Origin of the sequence: Paenibacillus sp. SYP-B3998 (genome assembly GCF_010820665.1) — a bacterium.
In the GTDB taxonomy this organism is placed as follows: Bacteria; Bacillota; Bacilli; order Paenibacillales; family NBRC-103111; genus Paenibacillus_E.
The window spans coordinates 15,898-38,260 of record NZ_JAAIKC010000015.1 but is presented as its reverse complement, the minus strand read 5'-3'; the positions used below and the strand labels follow the sequence as shown (position 1 = coordinate 38,260).

The following is a 22,363-nucleotide window of genomic DNA, read 5'->3' as shown; positions in this document are numbered from 1 at the left end:
TTAGAGCATATTACTTATAAAATCAAGAGGTATTTACGAAATCGCGAGAGAATCAAAGAAAATAAAAGAATCACATGATTGTAAGCGAATTATTGGGTAAATGTGAAGGTGTGATATCTGTTTTTCACTTTTTTCCACCCTTTACTCTGTGACGATAAGAGCGTAAGATTCAACTCGTACGTCACAACTGAATATTTCGCTTAATTTTCTAGTAAGAAAAGCGGGGGATCCGAAGGTTTCATGGGGTGAATAGAGGTACTTATCAAGGTGTACCGCTTAGGGCAGATTTCTCGCGGTCCGAATCCGACAGCTAACCTCGTAAGCGAGCGTGAGAAGGAGAACGTGTGCTAAACACAAGGTCTATCCTTGTGTTTTTTTGTGCCCGAAAATGGGCATTTTAAGATGTACATTGATTAATTGGGGGAATTACGAAGAATGACCAGCGATTCATTGAAAAAAATGGTATTTGGCAAACCGCTAAAATCCAGCGAAATGGAATCAGAAAAAATGCAGGTATGGAAAGCGCTGCCCATCCTGTCGTCGGATGCGCTCTCTTCGGTTGCCTACGGTACGGAGCAGATCCTCTTGGAACTTGCGACAGTCGGGATCGCGGCGTTTGCCTTTTCGCTGCCGATTGCCATTTCGATTATTGCATTAATCGTGCTGCTGGTCATTAGTTATCGACAGGTGATTGAAGCCTATCCGCAGGGTGGCGGAGCTTACATGGTCTCCAAGGAAAATTTGGGTATGATGTGGGGGAGACTGACAGGGGTTTCGCTATTAATCGATTACACGCTAACGGTTGCTGTTTCGATTTCAGCGGGGGTTCAGGCCATTACTTCTGCCTTCCCGATTACGGTCCCCTACATTGTTCCATTGGCCTTGCTGCTCGTATGGGTTATGGTTTGGCTGAATTTACGAGGTACCTCCGAGTCAGGAACGATCTTCGCTATTCCTACTTACTTTTTTATTTTCTGTATTCTTTTGTTAGTGGGCAAAGGCATTTTCGATATGTTAACGGGAGCTGCGCATACGCAGCCCGTTCATCTTGTGCCTAGTTCGATGACGAACTCCTTAACTTTATTTGTACTCCTAAAGGCATTCTCGTCAGGGTGCTCGGCTGTGACTGGGATCGAGGCCATTTCGGATGCGGTGCCGCATTTCCGCAAACCATCGGTTAAGAATGCCAAGCGAACGCTGGCTTCACTAGGGACGCTTTTGGCTATTATTTTCGGTGGTGTGACCTTGCTTGCGCTGGGTTACGGGATTGCGCCAGACCCGAAGGGACACACTTCGGTTTTGTCGATGGTTACGGAGCAGGCATTTGGCCGCGGCACGATGTACTATGCGACTCAAATAGCTACGATGCTTATTTTGACCCTAGCGGCTAATACGAGCTTTAATGGCTTTCCGATCTTGGCCTCCATTATGGCTCAGGACAAAAACTTTCCGCGTATGTTCTCCTTTCGGGGAGATCGTCTTTCATTCAACTACGGGATTATAACGCTAGGTGTGTTAGCAAGCATTCTGTTAGTTGCATTTAAAGGGAAAACAGACGGGTTAATTCCACTCTATGCGATTGGTGTATTCTTGTCATTCACGCTAGCGCAAAGCGGCTTGGTGCGGAAATGGCTCCGGGAGCGCATCTCTGGTTGGTTTCAGAAGTCTCTTATTAATGGCTTGGGGGCGATTGTTTCCTTCGCCGTATTGCTGATCTTCTGCTTCACGAAGTTCAGCGAAGGAGCCTGGATCGTTATCATTGTCACCCCGCTATTGCTTTGGATGATAACGAAGATCAGCAATCATTACGATGATGTGGCTAAGCAACTGCGCATTGACATCGAGCAAGAGCGTGTGTGTACCAAAGAGCCCGTAATTATTGTGCCAGTAGCAGGCATTCACCGGGTTGTGGCTCAATCACTCAATTATGCCAAGTCTCTCTCTCCCAATGTCATTGCCTTCTACGTTTCTTTCTCAGATGAGGATGAAGAGGCGATGGAAGAGAAATGGAAGAAGTGGGACCCCGGTGTTCGATTGGTGGTATTCAAATCCAGATATCGTAACATCGTGAAGCCTCTGGCTGAATTCATCGAAAGAATTGACACGCATGTATCTGAAACCCAATCGATTATGGTTATTTTACCGCAATTTATGCCGAAAAAATGGTGGCATCGTCTGCTTCACAACCAATCTGCTTCACGGATACGTGCGAAGCTGCAGTCAGACAAAGATATCGTTGTAGCAACTGTCCCGTATCACTTGCATGAGTAGAATGGAAAGTTTTATTTGGAGGGATCTATAGGGAAACCAACTTGGACCCGTCGTTCTCCAGAATCAGATGACGGCTTGTAAGTAAAATAAAGATGTCATCAGCAAGTAAACCGTTGACTTTTCATGCAACCTCTTGAATAATGTGGGGAGAAACTGAGGTGATAGTATGGCTAAGAAAAAGTGGTCGCCCGCAGCTCCAGATGCCTCTGCCCAAGATAAGCCGGCAACGCTTAAGGATCTGCTTCGACCTGAAATTGTAAATAAGCTAAAGCAGCAGTCAGATGCGATGAAAGCGGAAGAGCAGGCGCGTAAGGCAGCCGTCTTAGAGCAGGCGGAAGCTGCTCGAAAGGCCGAAGAGAAACGGCTTGAGAATGATTTTGGGCATCTGTTAAGCAAGAGCAGCGCGGATTGGCGCAAGCACAAATGAAGAAACGAACAGGACAAAGTTTCCTGTTCGTTTTATTATGCTTTATGCTAGTGTCCGGCTGTGAGATGAACAGGGGACAGAAGGGAGTTCAAGGTGTGGCTGAAGAACTTGACCCAAGCAGCGCTCCCGCTAGGATCAGTCCATCAATCGAACCAACCCCTGTAACTGCATCTGAGACAACTTCGCTACCAGAGGCAGTTAGGATGCCTGCGCCGAACGACACCTCCTCCGCGCCAGAGCCTGACCCGGATAGAAGCAACGGTCAATCGTTGGCATCTCTGCAAAACCGCTATAGCGCGCTGATCCCTTTGAAATGGGGCGAGCACGTACCAGGTGTGAGGACGCAGCTGCAAACGAAGGAGAACGTTATTGCGCTCACCTTCGATGCCTGCGGTGGCAAGGAAGGAAGCGGTTATGACGAGAAGTTGGTTGAGTATCTCATTCAGGAGCAGATTCCAGCCACGTTGTTCGTGAATGCCCGATGGATTGACGCGAATCCAACTCTATTTCTGAAGCTTGCGGCAAATCCCTTATTCGAGATTGAGAACCATGGTACTGAGCATCGTCCTTTATCAGTTAAAGGCAAAGCGGCTTATGGCATAGCTGGGACGCAAAGTGTAGAAGGCGTAATCGAGGAAGTCGCTGGCAACGCGGACAAAATTGAGAAGCTTACAGGCCGACGGCCGCTGTTTTTTCGGTCGGGCACGGCCTATTATGATGAGGTTGCCGTAAATATTGTGCATGATCTAGGGTTTCAGGCGGTCAATTATAACGTGCTTGGCGATGCCGGCGCTACGTATAACACCGATCAGGTTTTCAAGGCTTTAACCAAAGCGCGAAGCGGCTCTATCGTCCTGGCACACATGAACCATCCTGAGAAGGATACCGCTGAGGGGGTTATGAAAGCCATCCCGGTCTTACAAAAAGCGGGCTTTCGCTTCGTTCAGTTAGCTTCCTATAAGTTAGAATAAACGTTAGCTTCCTGCGGGCTAGCGTTTTTTCATTTCAAAAAATTCGCACTCATTGCGATCGTAATAAGTCAAATCACTGACATGCGTCTGAACGACTACCATCGTAGCGCTGAATCTTAAAATGACCGCATTCGAATCTACAATATGGTCGTCTTTAAAAACGCGTACGCTTGCCTGGCTATCGACTGCTTCCTGAAAATCAACGTCGGTTAGTAATCTTTGGTTCCGAGCCATTGTTTAACTCCCCTTACTTGGTTGAAATATTTCTTTTATTGTACCACAGGTTAAGGAATTACCCGCGACGAACAACAGAGCCTTGGCGTTAGCATTGGAAAGAACCTGACGATTCAAGAGCAGAAAATGTTCCGATCCGTGTTACAATGAAAGGAGAGTTACGGCAAAGTCTACGTTAGTATCCGTGCATTATAGCCCAATTTCTCGGGATTGAGATCGCATGGAACTAAACGTCCTATACGGCCGAGCTAGGAAAGAGATAGAAGGGTTGGCGTACAATGGAGGCTAAATTCTGCATGTCCTGCGGGGCAGCTTTAGAGACTAGAGATGTGGATGGAACAACACGGAGAGCCTGCACAGCTTGCAGTTTTGTCCATTGGGGAAATTATAGCGTTGGCGTGGGAGCGCTTGTGATGCGAGCAGGCAAGCTTCTTCTTGTACGGAGAGCGCAGGAGCCGGGCAAAGGCAGATGGACTAATCCTGGCGGCTATATCGAGCAGCAGGAGTTAATCCACGATACCATTCAGCGCGAAGTGCTTGAGGAAACGGGAGTTGAAGCTGTTGTTACTAAGATTGTAGCTTTACGTGACCTACCGAGAAGTATACATAATCTCTACATTGCTTTTGATATGGAATATGTCGGAGGCGAGCCTATTCCCGACGGAGTAGAGGTAGACGCGGCTGGTTTCTACAGCCTCGAAGAGATGGCGTCTATGAATGTCGCAGATTTCACACGCTGGCTCATTGATGTAGCCATACATGCCGAATCTGCTGGCTTGGTTGTGGATGAGAACCCAATCGTTCCAATGGCGGGGTACGGATTGTATCGTGTGCCGGATGATCGTACAGACAGGAAATAAATAAGAAAAGCTGTCCATGACCTAGCGTCAGGGCAGCTTTTCTTATTTACGTCGAAGAACCGGCCTAACACTTGTTAGTTTTCGCAGTAGCAACCATGCGATGACCGCGTTGATAGCGCGATTGGCGTAGAAGGATACTACCACGAGACCTATGCTGGTTCCGCTATAGCCAAAATCATCTATTGATTTGTTGTGGCTGGATCATCTACATTAGGTTAAAAGAAGTTGAAGAAAAGGGAAGAGAGGAGGGATAGCAATGACGATTGGACTGAGGGGTCATCATCTACTTTGTTTACTGGGTTATAGGGGAATGGGATATTCCCAAGAATTTTGCGAGAATATGACTTCTGTCTACGAAATACTGCGCAATAAACCGGAGACAATGATTCGCATTGTCCTTGGGCCTGATGATCTCTGTGCGGCTTTCCCGTCCGACAAGGAACCGCATTGCGAAGGAAGAACGGTGTATGCAAGGGATGCTTTGATTGTAGAAAAGCTTAGGTTGAAAGTTGGGACGGAGCGAAGTTGGTCTGACATCTGCAAGCAGGTTGGGGAACATGTCGCGCCTAGCGACATCGGCCATCTGTGCGCTACCTGTCAATGGCAACCTTATGGCGTCTGCGAGGAAGGGGTTCGTCTGATTGCTGCGGGAGAAGCTTTACCGCCCGTTCCAAATAAATAATAGAGCCCGTGCATAAGCACGAGCCCTATCTCAGCTTTTTTATATAAGCACGCCTACATCTGGACTGGCTTCCATTTTCTCAGCAGGAGAAGAGAGGATATTTGCTATCATTTGCAAGTCATCAACAGGGCGAAGCAGGGATCTGAGAAGGCGGGGCTCGTTCATCTCCGGCTGCAGCCAGAGATTGGCCTGTTCTTGATCCAGAATCGCGGGCATTCTGCCATGATAAGGAGAGACGAGCGAGTTCGCTTCCGTCATGAGCATCATGCAAGTACGCAGCTCCTCATCGCTAGAAGGGGCATGCCACACATCGTATAACCCCGCAATGCCGAACGTGCCGCTGCGCATTTTGAAGCGGATCCATTCCGTTTCTTTCCCCTCAGTTCGGCTAACGTAGAAGCCGCTGGATGGAATAACGCATCGTTGTTTCTTCACAATTCGTCCAAAGACCTCATTGGTGAAGATCGAATCACGATCCCCGCATACGGCATCTTTGGCCCAAAAAGGCATAAGCCCCCAACGAAACTCATCGAGAAGCCGCTCTCCTTTTCTGTTGACGACAACAGCTGAAAGTGATTCCGTAGGACGAATTTCGTAACGGTTGGAGTTGTAAGATAATAGACGATCAATTTGAAATTGTTTGGCTAGCTCGGATATGTCTGCAAGCATGGATATTGAAGTACACATAGTTACCACCTCACTTGATTTTGGCTATTATTTTCCTAATTAGCTAATTTCATGTATGAGGTGGAGAAGATAGGTCAAACGAAGAGCAGCTTCGTAAAATTACTCTAAGATATAAAACGTGATCAACAACCAGACTCTTAGGCTTCATAGTCGTCTACCTCTTGTGTATACGATAAGATTTCGGAGGGTTATGGCGGTTGTTTGAGGTGTCTAGATTGGTAAGTGGCTCCATGAACGCATATTAAAAAAGCAAGCCGAGAACCCTCCGTTCCGGGACTTGCTTGGTTTAGTCTGTCATATGGGCATAAATCTGATTTTTGCCGCTGCGTTTAGCCATATATAAGCACTCATCCACAAGCTGAAACCATGCTTTTTTCATCGTGTTACGGTTGTAGGTGGCCAGTCCGATGCTCATCGTCAATTGATGACCTGGCATTTCGGGAACCTCAGTGTCACGAATGGTCTGCATTAACTGTTCGCATAAGGCCAGTACTTCCTCATGATTCTTCCCAACGAAGAGAACGGCGAATTCTTCACCACCATAACGAAAGGCCATGTCATCCGTTCCGAGAACCTCCTTGAGCGTAATACCAATTGTCTTGAGGACAACATCCCCGACCCAGTGTCCGTAGGTATCATTAATATTTTTGAAGTTATCGATATCCATAAGAGCTAATTCCAGCGGAGTATCATAAGGCATATGAGAAATCAGATGATCCGTATGCTCTTGAAAAGAACGATGATTAAACAGCTCCGTGAGAGCGTCCATTTTAGAAAGTCGATCAATCATCACATTGCGAATGAGCAGTTCTTGCTCACGCACGACCGAATCCTTGAGCAAGTGAATTAAATCGATTCCTTTGTTCATAATGGCAAAGCACACGAAAGCTGTAGCAGTGATAACCGTAACAGGAACAATGACCTGATTAGGAGTCAGAGGTATGCCACGATACAGGTTCAGGCTTATTAAGCCCACTAAGCATAAAAGCCCTAAACTATAAGCAAAGATAATCGGTTTCTTTTTAAAATATACAGAAGATAAAATAATCGGTACGGCTAGTAATTCATACTTCGTCCTGAGTTCCGGTATCGTGATGAGGAAGATACTGAGCATAATTAGTGTCCATACAATCATGATAAAATCACTGTATTTTTTGAAGGAAGCAATGGCGATATAACCGAAAGCCATGAGAATCAATTGCAAGCAAGTCGGAAGGACTTGAAATTCCATGAAATTGTTAAACCAATGATCCGGTTGGTTATAGAAACCAAAGAAAAATCCAAGCATGGCAGCCACTTCGTAAATCAACAAGATCCACCATAAAATATGAATGAGCTTGCGATTCCAAATGTTGTCATTAACCGGGAGCTGTTCCATCTTGATGAGGCCCCTTCCTATGTGTTGGCAATCGGTGTAAGACGAAGTGGACAAATGTAGTAACCTTTACCGATATTGTAAAGAAAGATACCCCATTTAGGCAAGAAGATTTACTGATTATGAGATTAATAGGAGGCTAATATAGCAGTTACTTCTCAGTAAGACGATGTCGGTTCAAGGTTATGAACATGCATGGGATCACTATACGGATGAACTTGCTGGATCGCAGAATAAGCGGATTTTTGGTTTTTTTCAGAACAGGAGTTTGACTGAATGTTCTTTTTACCCGATATTGACGGTGCAAGGCGTCCTTGGTATGATTAAAGACAAAATTAGTCTTTAATTAATAAGGGGGTAATATGAAATACACGAAAGCAACAAATTATGCGCTGCATACGATGGTTTATTTGGCGGCCGCACCTGTTGAGAAGGCGGTAGGAGTCCGCACTATGGCTGAGCTACAAGGATTGTCACCGACGTTTCTATCCAAAATTTTAACCAAATTAGTGAAAGCAGGGTTGATCGAATCTTCTCCTGGTGTTAATGGCGGCTATAAGCTTTCCAGAAGCAAGGAGGATATTTCTTTTTTAGATATTATTAATGCCATTGAAGGTTCAGGGTCTTTATTCATGTGCAGTTTGGAACACCAAGATTGTTTAATTCAAGGTGTGATGGTGGATGCCGAGCAAGCGATGGAAAAATATTTAATGGGACGAACGATAGCCGAGCTTGCAGATCAATTAAATAGACAAGCATCAATACGAAAGGAGGCGTTGAAAAATGATTTTTGACTGTGCCATTATTGGTGGAGGTCCTGCCGGTTTAAACGCTGCTCTAGTTTTGGGGAGAGCAAGACGTAAGATGGTTTTATTCGATGATAATAAGCCAAGAAATGCGGTCACGCAGGAGTCTCACGGTTTCATCACAAGAGATGGCGTGAAACCAAGCGAGTTTCGAGAAATTGCGCATCGGGACATCGCTAAATATCCCGATGTGCAATTTCGACCTGACAAAGTCACTCAAGTGACTAAGGAAAATGAGGGAGAGATTACTTTTGAACTAGTGACAGAAGTGGGAGAGTCGTATCGGGCTCGCACGATCATTCTTGCAACGGGGTTGAAAGAGATTTTTCCATCTATCCCTGGCATTCGCGACTATTATGGTAAAAGTATTTTCAGTTGTCCCTATTGCGACGGTTGGGAATTGAGAAATAAGCCGCTTGTTGCTATAACGGAGACCGAGCATGCCTACCGCATTACAAAGGTCGTATCCAATTGGAGTAAAGATGTAATTCTTTGCACCAATGGCAGCGACAAATTGACCCCGGAACAAAGACAAGCGCTTAAGACAAAGCAAATCTCTGTGTATGACCAAAAGATTCATTCTCTGGCAGGAGCCAATGGTCTCTTAAAGCAAATCAAATTTGAGGATGGTTCTGAGATACTTCGGGAGGGTGGCTTTCTTGCTATGCCATGGAAGCAGGCTACTACGATAGCCGAGTCGCTTGGATGTGAAATTAATACACATTTGGGCATCGTGACCGATGTTCTCGGCAGAACGAATATACCTGGCGTCTACGCTGCAGGCGATATGTCCGTTAATGGACCGGCTCAGTTAATTAATGCAGCAGCAGAAGGTAGTAAAGCCGCAATTGGCGTCAACACGGATTTAATAGAAAAGGAGTTCATCTAAAAGAGAAAAGAGCAGGATTCCAAGCGCTTAGTCTGGTTTCTGCTCTTTTTGTTTGTTTACATGTTTAGTACGATTTGGATAACAGCAAAGACTCAAATTTTAATTATAGAAGGCTTTAAAGTATATAAAATATCTTTCTTTTACCTAGCCGAAAGATGCCTTGAATTTCTCAATAAATGAATCGATTTCATTTTTTTGATTCTTTAGAGTGATTAAAGTATTTTCCTCCAAATGTAATAATGAACTGGCGTTGTCAGTTATTAATGATAAAAATTCCAATAAACCTAGTGGCTCATTAAGGTTTATTAGTTGGCTAAATTTTCCCATTTCACTTCCTAGCTCTGCTGGACGTATTTTCAACCCAATTTGACTAAATAATCTATCGTATTCAAATTCCCATATAAACTCAGTTTTATCATCTAGAATACCCATTTCTATTTTTGCTAATTGTTTGAGTTTATGTTCATATCTTTTGAATTCAATACTACCCAATAAATCAGTATAGTAGAAATTTTTTTGATATTTAGTTTCAAAACATCTATCAATAGAAATCCATTCACTATATTCATCTGAAATAATCACCATTGCTTGTACTTCTTTGGGGCTTAGTCCTTTGCTCAGTAGTTTTATTGCAAGACTTTCTACTCTTAGATGAACTACCCAATCTTCTTTAAATTTCGTTTCATCCAAAATACTCATCCTCCACCACTATGAATGTATTCTTCGTTCTATCTCTTGAGTGTACTCCATATGTTATTGCTTTATTTTTGATTTTCTGCGGTGATACGCGCTTCTTGTTGACATTTTTCTATGTAAATTCATGTTAGTTGATTACATTGTTAGTATACATAGTTTAAAATAACTTGTAAAAATAGTTAATTATTACTAAATTAATCCTCTTGATGTAAGTTGAACGCTGCCATGAGAATAGACGTGACTAGATGACGCGTTGCCGATTGCAAATTTATGGCTCTTTATGGTATATTTTAAAGAAGTGAAAAAAGGAGGTGAAGGTAGGATGAATCTAGAGTTGGTGAATAACCGTGTGAGCCAGTTGCCCATTGCGATGGCTGGCATCGTTCATGTATGTGGCAAAGACGCGAGAAGTCTGTCCATTTATGCTCATACGGTACCACCACTTAAGAAAAGACGCCTACCTTAACCTCAGACGGATGCATCTGAAAGGTCGTAGGGAATTTTCCTGCGGCCTTTTTGCTTTGTTACGATGTGGGATAGGGTCTTTCCATCCATAGGAGGATCCTTAATATGTTAATTGTGAATAGTCAAAATGTGAAAAAATATCATGGAGCTCAACTCATTCTAGAAGACGTAACGTTTGAAGTTCATCAAGGAGAAAGAGTAGGTCTTGTTGGCCGCAACGGAAGCGGTAAATCGACCTTGCTTCGCTTGATTGCCAAGATGGAGAAGTCTGATGAGGGTCAACTTACGATCCGCAAAGATACGCGCATCGGCTATCTGGCGCAAATCCCCAAGGAGTGGGAAGAAGGCACTGTATACGAAGTGTTAGCGGATAGTTTCCGTGAGCTTCAGGAATGTCGAGCGAAGATGACAGATATGGAGCAGCGAATGTCTATTTCTGACGCGGCGAGTCAGAGCGGGCAGCTAGAGCAGCTGCTTGGACAGTATGCGCAGCTGCAAGAACGTTTCGAGCGCGGAGGCGGCTACGAGCTGGATGCGAGAATCGATCAAGTGACAACGGGACTGCGCATTGCGCGTGATTGTTACGATCGTAGATTTGCCTCGCTCTCTGGCGGTGAGAAGACGAAGATTGCCCTCGCCTCTCAGCTAATCGGCAAGCCTGATCTGCTACTTCTGGATGAGCCGACGAATCATTTGGATCTTTTTGGCGTTGAATGGCTGGAAGAGTTCCTCGGCAAATACGACGGGGCTTGTCTCATCGTTTCACATGACCGTTACTTTCTAGATCGTGTCGTCACGAAAATTGTTGAGCTAGAAGACGGAGAATCGTCTACCTATCTTACTCATTATTCGGGCTATGTGAAGGAGAAGGAAGAAAAGCTGCTTCAGCAGTTCGCCGATTATCAGGAGCAGCAGAAGAAGATTAAGAAGATGAAAGAAACGATCAAACAGTTGATTGAATGGGGCCGAGTCGGCGGCAATGAGAAATTTTTCCGCAGAGCGTCATCGATGCAGAAAGCGCTGGATCGCATGGAAAAGCTCAAGCGACCTGTTCTGGACCCGAAAGCAGCGGAATTTGGGCTAAAGCCTGAAGATCGTTCAGGCCGGAAGGTCGTTAGCTTCAAGGAAGTAAGCAAACGCTTTGGTGACAAGCCGATCTTGCAGCAGGCGAGCGGATTGTTGGAATATGGCGAGAAAGTCATGCTGGTCGGACATAATGGGTCAGGCAAAACGACGCTTTTAAAGCTTATCCTTGGAACAGAGGAACCCGACGGAGGCGCGTTAGAGCTAGGCGCTAGAGTGGACATCGGTTATTTAGCGCAGCAGGACTATCCGACAGATCCTAAGCAGACGGTACTGGATTATTTCCGTGAGGAAGCGCGGCTGGAAGAAGGAGAAGCTCGAGGGCGACTGGCTTCGTATTTATTTTATGGCGCTGATGTATTCAAGCCTGTCAGTCAGCTGTCGGGCGGCGAGTGGACGCGCTTAAGACTTGCGCTGCTGGTCTTAAAATCGCCGAACTTGCTCATTTTGGATGAGCCGACGAACCACATGGACATTGCTTCCAGGGAGGCATTGGAAGAAGCGTTGGAAGAGTTTCCAGGTACAGTTCTGGCAGTAACGCATGATCGTTATTTCATGAATCGGCTGTCACGCAAAATTTGGGAGCTTGATCAGGGGCGTATCACCGTATTTTTAGGTAATTTCGACGATTATAAGGAGAAGAGCAAGCAGCTGTTAGTAAAGAATTATAGCCACAGCTTGGGTTCCGAGGTGAAGCCGGCTTCTGCCCCTTGCGTCAAACGGCCAGAGGTTGCAATTCCAGCAGTGAAGCGGGAAAAGTCGAAGACAGGGATGCAGCCGAGGAAAGAGCAGTTAGAGAAGTGCATTGCTGAGGAAGAGAAAAACTTGGTGAGCATGGACCAGCTGCTGCAGGAGCGAGCAAAAGAACCGGATGCGGATGAGCTCAGTCGACTTTGGGCGGAGCGGGAAGTTGTGCAGGAGCGACTGAATCTGCTGTATGAACATTGGATGCAGGTAGAAGAGACGGGAATTGAATCGTAAGAGAGAACAAGGGGCGCAATATGCCTCTTGTTTTTTTTAGGAGTGAAAATCAAATGAATTGTAAATAATTACAAGATGACAGTAATCTCCAAATCATTTACCCTAAAAAATAAAAAATACTACAGGGAGTACATCATGAAAAACAATCAGGGAAATTCAGCTCCTAAGAGTAAGAGCATTGAGCGCTTTAGTCGGTCTGGGTTTATTTTGGCCGCTATCGGCAGCTCCGTTGGTTTGGGGAATATGTGGAAGTTCCCGTATATTACAGGAAAGCACGGGGGTGCTGCATTTTTCTTGTTATTCATTGTCTGCTTAATTATTGTGGGCTTGCCTATTATGCTGGCAGAGATGACGATTGGCCGAGGGGGGCGGGGCAACGCCTCGATCTCTTTTGTAAATTTGACGGGTAAGAAATATTGGGGGGCTTTCGGGTTACTATCCATCCTTACAGCATTTATGATTATGTCTTATTACGCTGTCGTTGCCGGTTGGACGCTACATTATACGATTGAATCCTTCACGGGGCTGTTGTTTCAATCAGGTTCGGATTACAAAGCGAAGTTTACAACCTTTGCTGCAGGTTACTGGCCGATATTCTGGCAAGCCGTCGTCATGTTGATTAGCGGTTGGGTGATTGCGAAGGGGGTCTCTGGAGGGATTGAGAAATTTAACAAAATATTGATTCCTGGTTTCTTAATTATTTTGTTGATTCTGATGTTTCGCTCTTTGACCTTGCCCGGTGCCGCTGAGGGAGTATCTTTTTTCTTGAAGCCTGACTTCTCGAAGCTGGATGCGGAATCAGCGCTCATAGCTTTAGGGCATGCCTTCTTCTCTTTATCTCTGGGGATGGGTTGCATGCTGACGTATGGGTCTTATGTGGATAAAAAGCAGTCCTTGGGTCTTGCAACACTCGCCATTGGTTTGGGTGATCTGGTATATGCGTTAATTGCGGGACTCGTCATTTTCCCGACCGTGTTCTCGTATGGACTTGCGCCAGGAGAAGGCGTAGGCCTAGCTTTCATGGCTTTGCCAGTTGCTTTCTCCCAGATGCCGTTTGGCTCCTTCTTTGGCGGTTTGTTTTTCTTGCTTCTAGCCATTGCTGCGCTGACGTCCGCAATTTCCATTTTGGAAGTCCCCGTAGCGTATGCGATCAGCAAATGGAAGTGGAGCCGTGCTAAAGCGGCTGTGATTGTATCGGTGCTCTGCTTTCTGGTAGGAATACCAGCAGGGCTTTCCGTTGGAGGCGTGCTCAGTCCTTTTCAGCTGGGTGGCAAAGGGATTTTCGATTTGATGGATTTTATTACCTCCTATGTTTTAATGCCAATTGGCGGTCTTATTGTTACGCTGTTTACGGGGTATGCTTGGAAACGTGCAGGCGAAGAAGCAGGCCTCACGGGATTTTGGTATCGTGCGTGGATGTTTTTGCTTCGTTTCGTTGCGCCGATTCTTATTGTCTTCGTGTTTCTATACTCGGTAGGACTCATTAAAGTGTGATGATTGGTTTGAATCAGCTAGTATGGAAAACCGTCCGTTCTTGGGCGGTTTTTTTGCGTTCAATAGATTGTTCAGGAAATTATTGGATGCCGTTATAGCGTGTTATCAGCAGGAAAAGTAAGTGGGCGCTTTGTATTGTTTGTTATAGAGATATGCTCTTTTTGAAGGAGCGCTCCGTAAAATCGAATTACAATAAAGGGGTGACTGGTCGTGAAAATACTAACTATGTTTCGTTCTTCGGTGTCCATGAAAGTATCCCTGTTTCTGCTGCCAATTATGGTGGTCATTTTATTATCAGTAGGGACACTAATCTTTCTCAATGCCAAATCGAATATGCAAGGGCAAGTTGAGATGAACCTTCAAGCGGAAAGTAAAGCGCTCTCATTTCAACTAGGCGAATTATTTCTGGAAAAAGCGGCCATTCCTCATATCATGGCAACAAATTCCCATATCGTATCCTATTTGAGGAGTGCTGCTTCGCGCAGCAATGCTCTTACGGATGGGCAGTATCAAGAGGTATTTCAATTCTTGAAAGGTATACAAGCTTCAGATCCGCTCCTCTCATTTGTCTATGTTGTAAGTGCAGATGGCAGCTTTTATATTGGTCATGAAGGTAGTGTTTCCAAAGAGAACTACGTTATGAAAGACAGACCATGGTATGCAGGAGCCTCGGCTGCTAAGGATATCTATTACTCAGACCCCTATGTAGACGCGCAGACTGGGGATCTGATCATTAGCATCATGAAAGCGCTGCGAGAGGGGGATCATTTGCTTGGTTTCGTAGCCATAGATCTCAAGCTAACTTCCATTCCTACTATTATGGCTAGTTACAAGCCGCAAGAAGGGGGATATGACTTCTTGCTTAGTAAGGATGGAACTGTCATGTATCATCCAGACAGCTCGCAAATTATGAAGATGAACATTAACAAGAACGAGTGGATGCCTGGGCTTGGTGATAAGATTCATCAACATACAAGCGGGGTCATGTCAACGAATGATAAGAGTGGGAAGCTTTATGCTGCCTATGCGCCTGTCCTAAACACAGGCTGGACCGTGGGGATTGCTGTTCCTCAATCCGTGGCTCTAGCGGACGTGACTTCCTTTACTAAAAATACGGTGATATATCTGATCATCGCCTTGCTTGTGTTGACGACGATCATCTCCGTCTTGCTTCGCTATCTACTGCTTCCGCTCAGACGGATGAATGTTGTGATCGCGGAGTTCTCTTCCGGGAATTTGAAGCCACGGTTTGAGGTTAAGGGCAAAGATGAGATTGCGCAGGTTAGTGAGCATTTGAACATTATGCTGGATACCTTCTCGTCATTCCTATCGCAGGTTCGTCTAACGGCTGCTCATATGGAGGAGTCTTCTGATCGGCTTACAGGGGTGACGCAGCGTTCCTTAGAGGCTTCATCCCAAATCCACGGGAGCATTACCGAAGTGGCTCAAAGCAGTGAGTATCAAAGAGAAAGTTCCGAACAAACTTCAGTGGCTATGGAAGAGATGGCTAACGGTGTGCAGAGACTGGCCGAAGCTTCAGGGACTGTGTCCGAAGAAGCGCAGCAATCTGTGGATCGTCTGCACAGTGGACAGCTAGTTGTTCAAGACGTTGTTCAACATATGTCTACGGTTCAAGCCTCTGTTGAAGAAACAGCAAAGGAAATGCAAAAATTATCCGAATACTCATCTTCGATCTCGGAGATCGTTACCTTTATTTCCAACATAGCCAATCAAACAACGTTGCTATCTCTGAATGCATCAATAGAAGCTGCCCGCGTTGGCGAACAAGGAAGAGGCTTCGCTGTCGTGGCTGGGGAAGTGAAGAAGCTAGCTGAACAATCGCATAACTCAAGCCTTCTGATCACTGAGAAGATTAAGAATATGTTGGAAACGACGCAAAGCGCTGTCCATATGATGAAGCAAAGCGTTGAAGGTGTATTGCGAGGTCGCGAGATGGTTGACGATGTCGGCAATGTGTTTCATCGGATGCAGGAGACTTTCGTGAAAATAACGGATCAAATCAATGATATCTCAGCTGTAGCTGAGCAAATGGCGGCAGGTACGCAGGAAGTGTCCGCTTCGATGTCAAGCGCCACTGTTTCTTATTTGGCTACGGCGCGACAATCGCATACGATCAAGGAGGCTTCCGAAGGTCAGAATGCTTCGATACGTCATATTTCGGAATCAGCAGATGATTTAAATCGCATGGCTGCTGAACTTAATACATCACTATCTCGTTTCGAAGGCTAGTACTTTGGGGAAATCATAGATGGGCTGCTCTATGTGTCAGGTATATGACAACTATGGGGCGGCCCTTCTTTCTGTAGAAAGCCTATGATAAGCTATAAGTACTAAAATGAAGAGGCGATGCCGGTGATTCAAGTATCTCCAGCATAATCACGCAATGCGTGTTGCAACGATGATGACATTGCTGCGGGGAGAGGCTTCGGGCAGCATCCGCACAGGGATATGGAGATCGTCACCATCGTGCTCAGCGTCCGCATCTTTTACGTGATACGGCGGAGCAGGTTTTGGCCTACTTAGGTAATGGCCGATTACAAATGAACATTGGCCAGCAGTTTGCCTGGAAAGATGCGGCCAAAGCACACGAATGGGTGGAAAGCAGACGAAGCACGGTCGAAGTTCTGCTGAATGTTCGACTTAACATTGACGGGAGTTACAGACATGAAGCATCAAGATCAACTATTGGAAGACCAAGACCAACTTCAACTTTTTGAAGCAGCCAGCTCCTTCATCGTTGAATGCTATAGCGAATTAGGGAAAGATCAGATGGCTGTTCAAAATCGCTTAGCTGAAATTAAGCAGCACGTTCATGATCATGGTTATTATGAGCACACAATGGAAGAACTTCATCATGGTGCAAAAATGGCATGGCGCAACAGCAATCGATGCATTGGAAGGTTATTCTGGGAAACTTTGCAGATTCACGACGCTAGGCATATCGAAACTGAAGAGCAGGGGATAGAGGCACTATTTCATCATATTGAAACCGCTACGAATGGGGGCAAAATTCGTCCTGTGGTGACCATTTTTCCACCTGCGCATCACCCTCATCGCAAAGTTCGCATTTATAACGAACAATTAATTCGATACGCGGGTTATGAAACGGAACAGGGCAGGATTGGAGATCCGGCATCTTACGCATTCACGAAGCTTTGTGAAACACTGGGCTGGAACGGATCAGGGACGCATTTTGATATACTGCCGCTCGTTGTGCAGATCGGCGAGCGAGCGCCACGTTTTTTTGAAATCCCTAAGGAGTTCGTTATCGAGGTTAATATTACGCATCCTAACATGCCAGAGTTTGAGGATCTGCAACTCAAGTGGTATGGGGTGCCTATTGTATCCAATATGCGCCTTGAAATCGGGGGAATTGTTTACCCAGCAGCACCCTTCAATGGATGGTATATGGGTACGGAAATTGGTGCAAGAAACTTCGCTGACACGTCGCGCTACGACATGCTGCCTCTTGTAGCCGCGGTTATGGGGCTTGATACGCAGAGATCGTCTTCGCTTTGGAAAGATAAAGCGCTCGTTGAGTTGAATGTGGCGGTGCTGCACTCTTATCAAACACAAGGTGTCGCGATAGTAGATCATCATGCAGCGGCGCAACAGTTTATGCGCTTTGAAGAAAAAGAGCAAAAAAGCGGTCGCGAAGTGACGGGTAGATGGTCTTGGTTAATCCCTCCGCTTTCGCCAGCAACTACGCATATCTTTCATAGTTCCTATCGGGATGAAGTGAAATTGCCTAACTTTTTTTATCAAGATGAGAGCCGAGCAGTGAAGAATGAAGAAATAAGAATGAAGAATTTATAAAGGTTTAGTAGAAATTTATAATTAATGAAATAGAGCTTTGCTGCCAAACTTTGGCGGCAGGCTCTTTTTTGCGTTGCGTTGGCTGGCAGAACAGTGGAGCTCGCAATCCTCTTATGGTCTGAAAATTTTTCGACTAAGGTCTAGGATGAAGTCTGGTCTTGAGAGAGTTTTTGGAAAATTTTTCTTATTATAAAATGGGAAATATCGAGGATCAAACCATATATAAGGAGGGAATATGATGGATCATGAGAGTTCGAAGAGCGGTTTTGAAAGGAAAAAGCGGGCAGTCCAATTTTTTGAAGGGGAGAAATGGCTAGTGCTTACCGGCCTGCTCGGCGTCTTGCTTGCAGTGCTGAGTGCAGCCTGGGTGCTGCTCTATGGGGGGGCTGTACCTCCTAATGGTAATGTTACAAATGCAATCTCTTTTGATGCTGCGTTAGGGATATTTCTGATATCAACGGCAGCAATCGTACCATTTTCAGCAATGGGTGCGAAAGGCAGAGTATTCTTCCGATGGTCTTACATCTTGCTTGCACTGTATTCTTACTTTGCAGAAACCGTACAAAACTTTCGAGGCGTCAACCCTAGGTTTGTGAAAGGGGATAGCACCTTTGATCTTACGGTCGGCTCTATTTTTGCTTTTGTCGCTCTGTTATTGATTCTGTCTTATCTGTTTTTGGCCATTCACTATTTCCGTCGAAAAGCGTATATGCTTCGTCCGAATCTGGTGATTGGTATCCGCTATGCGATGATTGCAATTATATGCTCATTTGCAGCTGGTATCTGGATTTCTGTCAACCAAGGGCGCATTGTCGGCCTTCATGGAAATATTATTTGGCTGCATGGCCTTGGCTTTCACGCGATTCAAGCAGTGCCGATTGTCGCTTGGTTGAGTGAACGAAGCCTGCTTACGACCAAATCTCAAAGTAGATTGATCCATCTAACGGGAACCGCCTACTTGCTCGGCTTAATAGGAATCGGTTGGCAGACGTATCTCGGTCACTCTATTATTGAGTGGTCCTTACTTCCGCTTTTTGTCAGCGGCTGCTTTTTATTTTCATTAGGTATGGGGGCTCTGGTGCTGCATAAAACGGCAATAGGCTTGACTTTTCGTAAGTAAGTTTTTTTAGAAAAGTTAGATGAGTGAGAATCTATTTAGTGATTTCTCTCCCTTGGGGTTTCCTGGTTTGTGTCTCGAAATTATAAAGTTTTAGACTGAAAATAAAGTGTAAGGATTAGTTGGTATAAGACATTTTCCAAAATTATTCCTAATTGAAAGTAAATTAAGAAACCCCGGGTCTATTGACATCGGGGTTTCGATTTAATGAATATTTACCAAGTTAGCCAGCCGCTTGTTCTTTTGTAGCTAACGATCATATCAAAATTTTCTGAGCGTACCAATTGAGTCATCTTGTTTCTGTAAAGCCTGTAATGATCTTTTCGACAGGATTTTATTTCTTTGTTGTAATGGACTGCTTTAATGCCTTTTCGAACCTCTTTTAGTTTCTCAATTCGTGGGTCCTTATGGCATTTTGTCTTAATAAATGTCTTTTTAAATGTAATTTCGTTTTCCCAAGTCAAGATTTCTTCTTGATTGAACATTTTCTTCCCCGCTGCGTGGGGTTAGATTATGGTTCTCACCATGGTACCAACGCAACTAACGGAAGAAGGTATTAGGATTTAGCATGAAATCCACTCCTCATAAAAGGATCTTACAATTAAATTATCGTGTAAATACTTCTTCCAAGCAATACCGGTATTATCACATTTAATTTTCACGTGATATAGGAGCTCACCTTATTAGTCTAGACCTAGAGCATCGGTCAGAAGGTTAGTTGAGCTAACGGGCAGTTTAATGCAGTACCAAAAGATATGTCGAGCGATGATTTATCGTGAAGATGTTGACAACAGCTAAATCTTAGTAATAATATTGTTTTACGTACAAAATTTATTTTATGGAGGTCCGAAATTATGGAAGTATCTAAGGGAGTAGAAATGCTTCATCTAGATTTTCATGGGAATATTATTCACCCAACTCTTTTGTGGGATCAGGACATGGCCGTTTTAATAGACACAGGATTCCCAGGGCAAATTGAAGATTTACGCATCGCCATGGAAAAGGTAGGACTGTCGTTCGACAAACTAAAAGTTGTGATTTTGACGCATCAGGATATGGATCATATAGGCAGTCTTCCTGAGATTTTGAAGGAGTGTGGCAATGATGTTAAAGTATATGCACACGAGCTGGATAAGCCGTATATTCAGGGGGAGATACCTCTTATAAAAGACGGTCACCTTGAGAATCCCCCGAAGGGCAAAGTGGATGAAACCTTGATAGACGGTCAGGAACTGCCGTTTTGCGGCAGGATTCGCGTCATCCATACTCCTGGGCATACTCCCGGTCATATCAGCCTTTATTTAAGGCAAAGTAAGACTCTCATTGCCGGGGATTCGATGTACAGTGTAGACGGGATTCTCGGGGGAATTCATGTCCCGACCACACTGGATATGAATGCAGCTCGTCTCTCTTTGAAAAAATATGTAGACCTTGACATTGCATCCGTGGTTTGTTATCACGGGGGATTAAGTAATGTAAATGTAAATGATCAGATATTAGGACTTAGCCAAGGATTATAAAGTTAAGGTTTCAGCAAGTTATCTTTTAGTGAAATGATGTTGTTACGCTAACGAGGGTTGAGGGTCTTGCTTCGCGGCAGCTCCTCTTTTTTATATCGTTGAAGTAACGGGCAGTTATCAGTAGACCAACAGAAAATCGACCAGTTTGCCTTAGGCAAATTTATAGTAAGAGAGAATACCCAGTACTCGTCAGATGCTAGCTGTCGGTTTCCCCTACACAACGGTGTTTCAGAGAGCTTTGCGTGAAAGGTCTTTTGTCTTCATAGTATCTTAAAACCGTGTTGACAGAAATTAGGAATTATCGCATAATAACATTGACTGAATCGTTCAATCTATATTTTGGATTTAGAATGAAATTCCTTTATGAATTTTTTTATGTAATTATTGACTGAATAAGTCAATCTAAATTAAGGGGGAATTATGACATGACAACCAATCCTAACAAAAGCAATGCCATCGTCATTGGCGGGGGGATGGCCGGATTAATGACCGCACGCGTACTCTCGGATCATTATGAAGAGGTGCTGATCGTCGAGAAAGACGACTTCCCCTCAGGGCCAGACCTCCGTCCCGGAACTCCGCAGGCATTCCATCCGCATCGCTTTACGACGCGCGGGAAATCGATCACGGAACGGCTTTTTCCGGGATATGAGCATGACTTAGTGGTGCAAGGTTCCCCTTCGTCTCTGAACAAAGCCATTTATTTCATGAACCAGCACGGGAGCCTAGAAATGAAGTATGACCGGAATGATATCAAATTTAGTCGAGCTGTACTTGAGTGGGCCATCCGCCAACGCGTAAAAGCCATTCCTAACGTACGCTTCCTACCCAGGCATGATGTGATCGGGTTGTTAACGACCCCTGGTCGGTCAGTCGTTACCGGCGTTCAAGCTAGAGATCGTGATCAATCCAAGCAGGAGAAGGCTCTGACAGCCGATCTGGTTATTGATACGAGTGGACGTTCCTCGAAACTTTCGGGATGGCTTACGGATTTGGGATACGAGGTACCGAAGCCGGATCTTCTGAAAGTTTCGCTCGGATACAGCACTCGCCGATATAAAGTGCCTTCTCATCTGACCCACTTAATCGATAAATGGGACGTCATCAACCTTCAGGGTCAGCCTGCAGGCGGCACTTACACGGGCGTGTTCTCATTTATCGAGAACCAGATTGCCGAAGTGCTGCTCTACCGCCCGGGCGGGAATTACCCTCCGACGGATGCCGCCGAATTTGAACTGGCCGTGGAGCAGCTTCCGAGCCCGATCATTTCGGAAATCGTACGCGATCTGGAACCCATCACCTCTCCTCGAGGCTTCCGCGTTCCAGAATTGTACTGTCATCGCTACGAACAGATGTCCCGTTGGCCTGCAGGATTGCTGGTCTTGGGAGATGCTTACTGCATCTACGATCCGATCTTCGGCCAAGGCATGACTGTAGCCGCGATCGCTGCCGAAATACTGGAAACCTCTCTGCTAGAGCGACACGGCGATTTCCGACCTGATTGGGAGCACGGTGTACTTCGCCGAATCAAAGAAGCGATCGAGCCGGCCTTCTGGTTAAACTGCACGGCCGATCTGCGGTGGGAAGGTGTCGAATACGAAGGTTCGGATTCGCGCATGGGGAATGCGTTCAGCCGGGAATATATGGAGATGTATCTCAAGCACGCTACAAGCAAGCCCGATTGGCAACTATACGGGCTCTATTGGGCCGTGAATACGTTGTCCGTATCACCCAGTCACATTTTCAACCCGCAGACGGCCGTCCAAGTTCTATCCGAATCGGATGAAGGCAAGCGGCTACTCGCCGGGCTTAAGGCGAAAGACGGAAGGTCCGTCGAGGCGATTCTGGAAGAGCTGTTGCCCTGGTTCTCGGAAACGCCGTTCGAGCCGACAAGGCAATAGCGATTTTAATAGTCGGATTTGTTATACTGATAGATATCTATATAGTCCGGCAAAGGAGCACTCGACA

21 protein-coding genes, 1 pseudogene and 1 riboswitch are annotated in these 22,363 nt (G+C 45.3%); of the genes and pseudogenes, 18 read left to right on the top strand and 4 right to left on the bottom strand.

Annotated features, from left to right (window positions below):
- Positions 1 to 187 precede the first annotated feature (187 nt).
- Positions 188 to 340: riboswitch (cyclic di-AMP (ydaO/yuaA leader) on the top strand.
- Positions 341 to 492: 152 nt separating this feature from the next.
- The 3 genes from GK047_RS25270 to GK047_RS25260 all read left to right on the top strand — a co-directional run bounded on the left by GK047_RS25270 (position 493) and on the right by GK047_RS25260 (position 3,669).
- Positions 493 to 2,271 carry an APC family permease gene (locus GK047_RS25270; protein ID WP_275901712.1) on the top strand — a complete coding sequence of 593 codons (1,779 nt, stop codon included), beginning with the start codon at positions 493 to 495 and terminating at the stop codon, positions 2,269 to 2,271.
- Between the two features lie 166 nt (positions 2,272 to 2,437).
- Positions 2,438 to 2,698 (top strand): YqkE family protein, encoded by a 261-nt coding sequence (locus GK047_RS25265; protein WP_163952986.1) that lies wholly within the window; start codon positions 2,438 to 2,440, stop codon positions 2,696 to 2,698.
- A 95-nt stretch (positions 2,699 to 2,793) separates the two neighbouring features.
- Complete coding sequence (locus GK047_RS25260; RefSeq protein WP_346010388.1) at positions 2,794 to 3,669, top strand: polysaccharide deacetylase family protein; 876 nt, start codon at positions 2,794 to 2,796, stop codon at positions 3,667 to 3,669.
- Positions 3,670 to 3,687: 18 nt separating this feature from the next.
- Here the strand turns inward: GK047_RS25260 and GK047_RS25255 are convergent, their stop codons facing one another.
- Positions 3,688 to 3,903: a hypothetical protein gene (locus tag GK047_RS25255; protein WP_163952984.1), complete on the bottom strand. Its 216-nt coding sequence runs from the start codon at positions 3,901 to 3,903 to the stop codon at positions 3,688 to 3,690.
- A gap of 278 nt (positions 3,904 to 4,181) precedes the next feature.
- Between GK047_RS25255 and GK047_RS25250 the strand changes: the two genes are divergently transcribed.
- Together GK047_RS25250 and GK047_RS25245 are read left to right on the top strand one after the other, a co-directional pair.
- On the top strand, positions 4,182 to 4,763 hold the full coding sequence (locus GK047_RS25250; protein ID WP_163952982.1) for an NUDIX hydrolase: 582 nt from the start codon (positions 4,182 to 4,184) through the stop codon (positions 4,761 to 4,763).
- Between the two features lie 256 nt (positions 4,764 to 5,019).
- Entirely contained in the window at positions 5,020 to 5,445 is a 426-nt protein-coding gene (locus tag GK047_RS25245) for a DUF1284 domain-containing protein (RefSeq protein ID WP_163952980.1), read from the top strand.
- 39 nt (positions 5,446 to 5,484) lie between these two features.
- Here the strand turns inward: GK047_RS25245 and GK047_RS25240 are convergent, their stop codons facing one another.
- Together GK047_RS25240 and GK047_RS25235 are read right to left on the bottom strand one after the other, a co-directional pair.
- Entirely contained in the window at positions 5,485 to 6,132 is a 648-nt protein-coding gene (locus tag GK047_RS25240; protein ID WP_163952978.1) for an SOS response-associated peptidase, read from the bottom strand.
- A gap of 286 nt (positions 6,133 to 6,418) precedes the next feature.
- The gene (locus tag GK047_RS25235) at positions 6,419 to 7,510 is read right to left on the bottom strand and encodes a GGDEF domain-containing protein (RefSeq protein ID WP_163952976.1); all 1,092 of its coding nucleotides are present in this window, start codon (positions 7,508 to 7,510) and stop codon (positions 6,419 to 6,421) included.
- Between the two features lie 166 nt (positions 7,511 to 7,676).
- Between GK047_RS25235 and GK047_RS25230 the strand changes: the two genes are divergently transcribed.
- From GK047_RS25230 to GK047_RS25220, 3 genes are read left to right on the top strand one after another with little or no spacing between them, the layout of a single operon-like run.
- Positions 7,677 to 7,853: a hypothetical protein gene (locus GK047_RS25230; RefSeq protein ID WP_163952975.1), complete on the top strand. Its 177-nt coding sequence runs from the start codon at positions 7,677 to 7,679 to the stop codon at positions 7,851 to 7,853.
- 16 nt (positions 7,854 to 7,869) lie between these two features.
- Entirely contained in the window at positions 7,870 to 8,301 is a 432-nt protein-coding gene (locus GK047_RS25225) for an RrF2 family transcriptional regulator (protein ID WP_163952973.1), read from the top strand.
- Positions 8,291 to 9,202 carry an NAD(P)/FAD-dependent oxidoreductase gene (locus tag GK047_RS25220; RefSeq protein WP_163952971.1) on the top strand — a complete coding sequence of 304 codons (912 nt, stop codon included), beginning with the start codon at positions 8,291 to 8,293 and terminating at the stop codon, positions 9,200 to 9,202. Before GK047_RS25225 ends, GK047_RS25220 begins: the two co-directional genes overlap by 11 nt.
- Before the next feature lie 144 nt (positions 9,203 to 9,346).
- Here GK047_RS25220 and GK047_RS25215 read toward each other — a convergent pair whose 3' ends face one another.
- Entirely contained in the window at positions 9,347 to 9,892 is a 546-nt protein-coding gene (locus GK047_RS25215) for a hypothetical protein (protein WP_205516977.1), read from the bottom strand.
- Between the two features lie 328 nt (positions 9,893 to 10,220).
- Between GK047_RS25215 and GK047_RS29330 the strand changes: the two genes are divergently transcribed.
- The 10 genes and pseudogenes from GK047_RS29330 (at position 10,221) to GK047_RS25170 (ending at position 22,296) form a co-directional block, all read left to right on the top strand.
- A complete protein-coding gene (locus GK047_RS29330) occupies positions 10,221 to 10,364 on the top strand; it encodes a hypothetical protein (RefSeq protein WP_205516976.1) in 144 nt (47 codons plus the stop codon).
- A 104-nt stretch (positions 10,365 to 10,468) separates the two neighbouring features.
- Entirely contained in the window at positions 10,469 to 12,427 is a 1,959-nt protein-coding gene (abc-f, locus tag GK047_RS25210; protein WP_163952967.1) for a ribosomal protection-like ABC-F family protein, read from the top strand.
- Positions 12,428 to 12,562: 135 nt separating this feature from the next.
- Positions 12,563 to 13,921: a sodium-dependent transporter gene (locus GK047_RS25205; RefSeq protein ID WP_163952965.1), complete on the top strand. Its 1,359-nt coding sequence runs from the start codon at positions 12,563 to 12,565 to the stop codon at positions 13,919 to 13,921.
- A gap of 210 nt (positions 13,922 to 14,131) precedes the next feature.
- Positions 14,132 to 16,171: a methyl-accepting chemotaxis protein gene (locus GK047_RS25200; RefSeq protein WP_163952963.1), complete on the top strand. Its 2,040-nt coding sequence runs from the start codon at positions 14,132 to 14,134 to the stop codon at positions 16,169 to 16,171.
- Between the two features lie 162 nt (positions 16,172 to 16,333).
- A pseudogene (locus tag GK047_RS25195) lies at positions 16,334 to 16,414 on the top strand (pirin family protein); the annotation flags it as partial.
- Between the two features lie 68 nt (positions 16,415 to 16,482).
- The gene (locus tag GK047_RS25190) at positions 16,483 to 16,659 is read left to right on the top strand and encodes a hypothetical protein (protein ID WP_240344222.1); all 177 of its coding nucleotides are present in this window, start codon (positions 16,483 to 16,485) and stop codon (positions 16,657 to 16,659) included.
- On the top strand, positions 16,607 to 17,758 hold the full coding sequence (locus GK047_RS25185; RefSeq protein WP_163952959.1) for a nitric oxide synthase oxygenase: 1,152 nt from the start codon (positions 16,607 to 16,609) through the stop codon (positions 17,756 to 17,758). Before GK047_RS25190 ends, GK047_RS25185 begins: the two co-directional genes overlap by 53 nt.
- A gap of 235 nt (positions 17,759 to 17,993) precedes the next feature.
- Positions 17,994 to 18,878, top strand: a complete 885-nt coding sequence (locus GK047_RS25180; protein ID WP_240344208.1) for a hypothetical protein — start codon at positions 17,994 to 17,996, stop codon at positions 18,876 to 18,878.
- An 851-nt stretch (positions 18,879 to 19,729) separates the two neighbouring features.
- Entirely contained in the window at positions 19,730 to 20,395 is a 666-nt protein-coding gene (locus tag GK047_RS25175) for an MBL fold metallo-hydrolase (RefSeq protein ID WP_163952957.1), read from the top strand.
- 425 nt (positions 20,396 to 20,820) lie between these two features.
- A complete protein-coding gene (locus GK047_RS25170; RefSeq protein ID WP_163952955.1) occupies positions 20,821 to 22,296 on the top strand; it encodes an NAD(P)/FAD-dependent oxidoreductase in 1,476 nt (491 codons plus the stop codon).
- Positions 22,297 to 22,363: the final 67 nt, after the last annotated feature.

Coding starts and splice junctions, on each gene's coding strand:
- GK047_RS25270 (WP_275901712.1), top strand. CDS start 493: ATGGAATCAGAAAAAATGCAGGTATGGAAAGCGCTGCCCATCCTGTCG.
- GK047_RS25265 (WP_163952986.1), top strand. CDS start 2,438: ATGGCTAAGAAAAAGTGGTCGCCCGCAGCTCCAGATGCCTCTGCCCAA.
- GK047_RS25255 (WP_163952984.1), bottom strand. CDS start 3,903: ATGGCTCGGAACCAAAGATTACTAACCGACGTTGATTTTCAGGAAGCA.
- GK047_RS25250 (WP_163952982.1), top strand. CDS start 4,182: ATGGAGGCTAAATTCTGCATGTCCTGCGGGGCAGCTTTAGAGACTAGA.
- GK047_RS25245 (WP_163952980.1), top strand. CDS start 5,020: ATGACGATTGGACTGAGGGGTCATCATCTACTTTGTTTACTGGGTTAT.
- GK047_RS25240 (WP_163952978.1), bottom strand. CDS start 6,132: ATGTGTACTTCAATATCCATGCTTGCAGACATATCCGAGCTAGCCAAA.
- GK047_RS25235 (WP_163952976.1), bottom strand. CDS start 7,510: ATGGAACAGCTCCCGGTTAATGACAACATTTGGAATCGCAAGCTCATT.
- GK047_RS25230 (WP_163952975.1), top strand. CDS start 7,677: ATGTCGGTTCAAGGTTATGAACATGCATGGGATCACTATACGGATGAA.
- GK047_RS25225 (WP_163952973.1), top strand. CDS start 7,870: ATGAAATACACGAAAGCAACAAATTATGCGCTGCATACGATGGTTTAT.
- GK047_RS25220 (WP_163952971.1), top strand. CDS start 8,291: ATGATTTTTGACTGTGCCATTATTGGTGGAGGTCCTGCCGGTTTAAAC.
- GK047_RS29330 (WP_205516976.1), top strand. CDS start 10,221: ATGAATCTAGAGTTGGTGAATAACCGTGTGAGCCAGTTGCCCATTGCG.
- abc-f (WP_163952967.1), top strand. CDS start 10,469: ATGTTAATTGTGAATAGTCAAAATGTGAAAAAATATCATGGAGCTCAA.
- GK047_RS25205 (WP_163952965.1), top strand. CDS start 12,563: ATGAAAAACAATCAGGGAAATTCAGCTCCTAAGAGTAAGAGCATTGAG.
- GK047_RS25190 (WP_240344222.1), top strand. CDS start 16,483: ATGAACATTGGCCAGCAGTTTGCCTGGAAAGATGCGGCCAAAGCACAC.
- GK047_RS25185 (WP_163952959.1), top strand. CDS start 16,607: ATGAAGCATCAAGATCAACTATTGGAAGACCAAGACCAACTTCAACTT.
- GK047_RS25180 (WP_240344208.1), top strand. CDS start 17,994: ATGATGGATCATGAGAGTTCGAAGAGCGGTTTTGAAAGGAAAAAGCGG.
- GK047_RS25175 (WP_163952957.1), top strand. CDS start 19,730: ATGGAAGTATCTAAGGGAGTAGAAATGCTTCATCTAGATTTTCATGGG.
- GK047_RS25170 (WP_163952955.1), top strand. CDS start 20,821: ATGACAACCAATCCTAACAAAAGCAATGCCATCGTCATTGGCGGGGGG.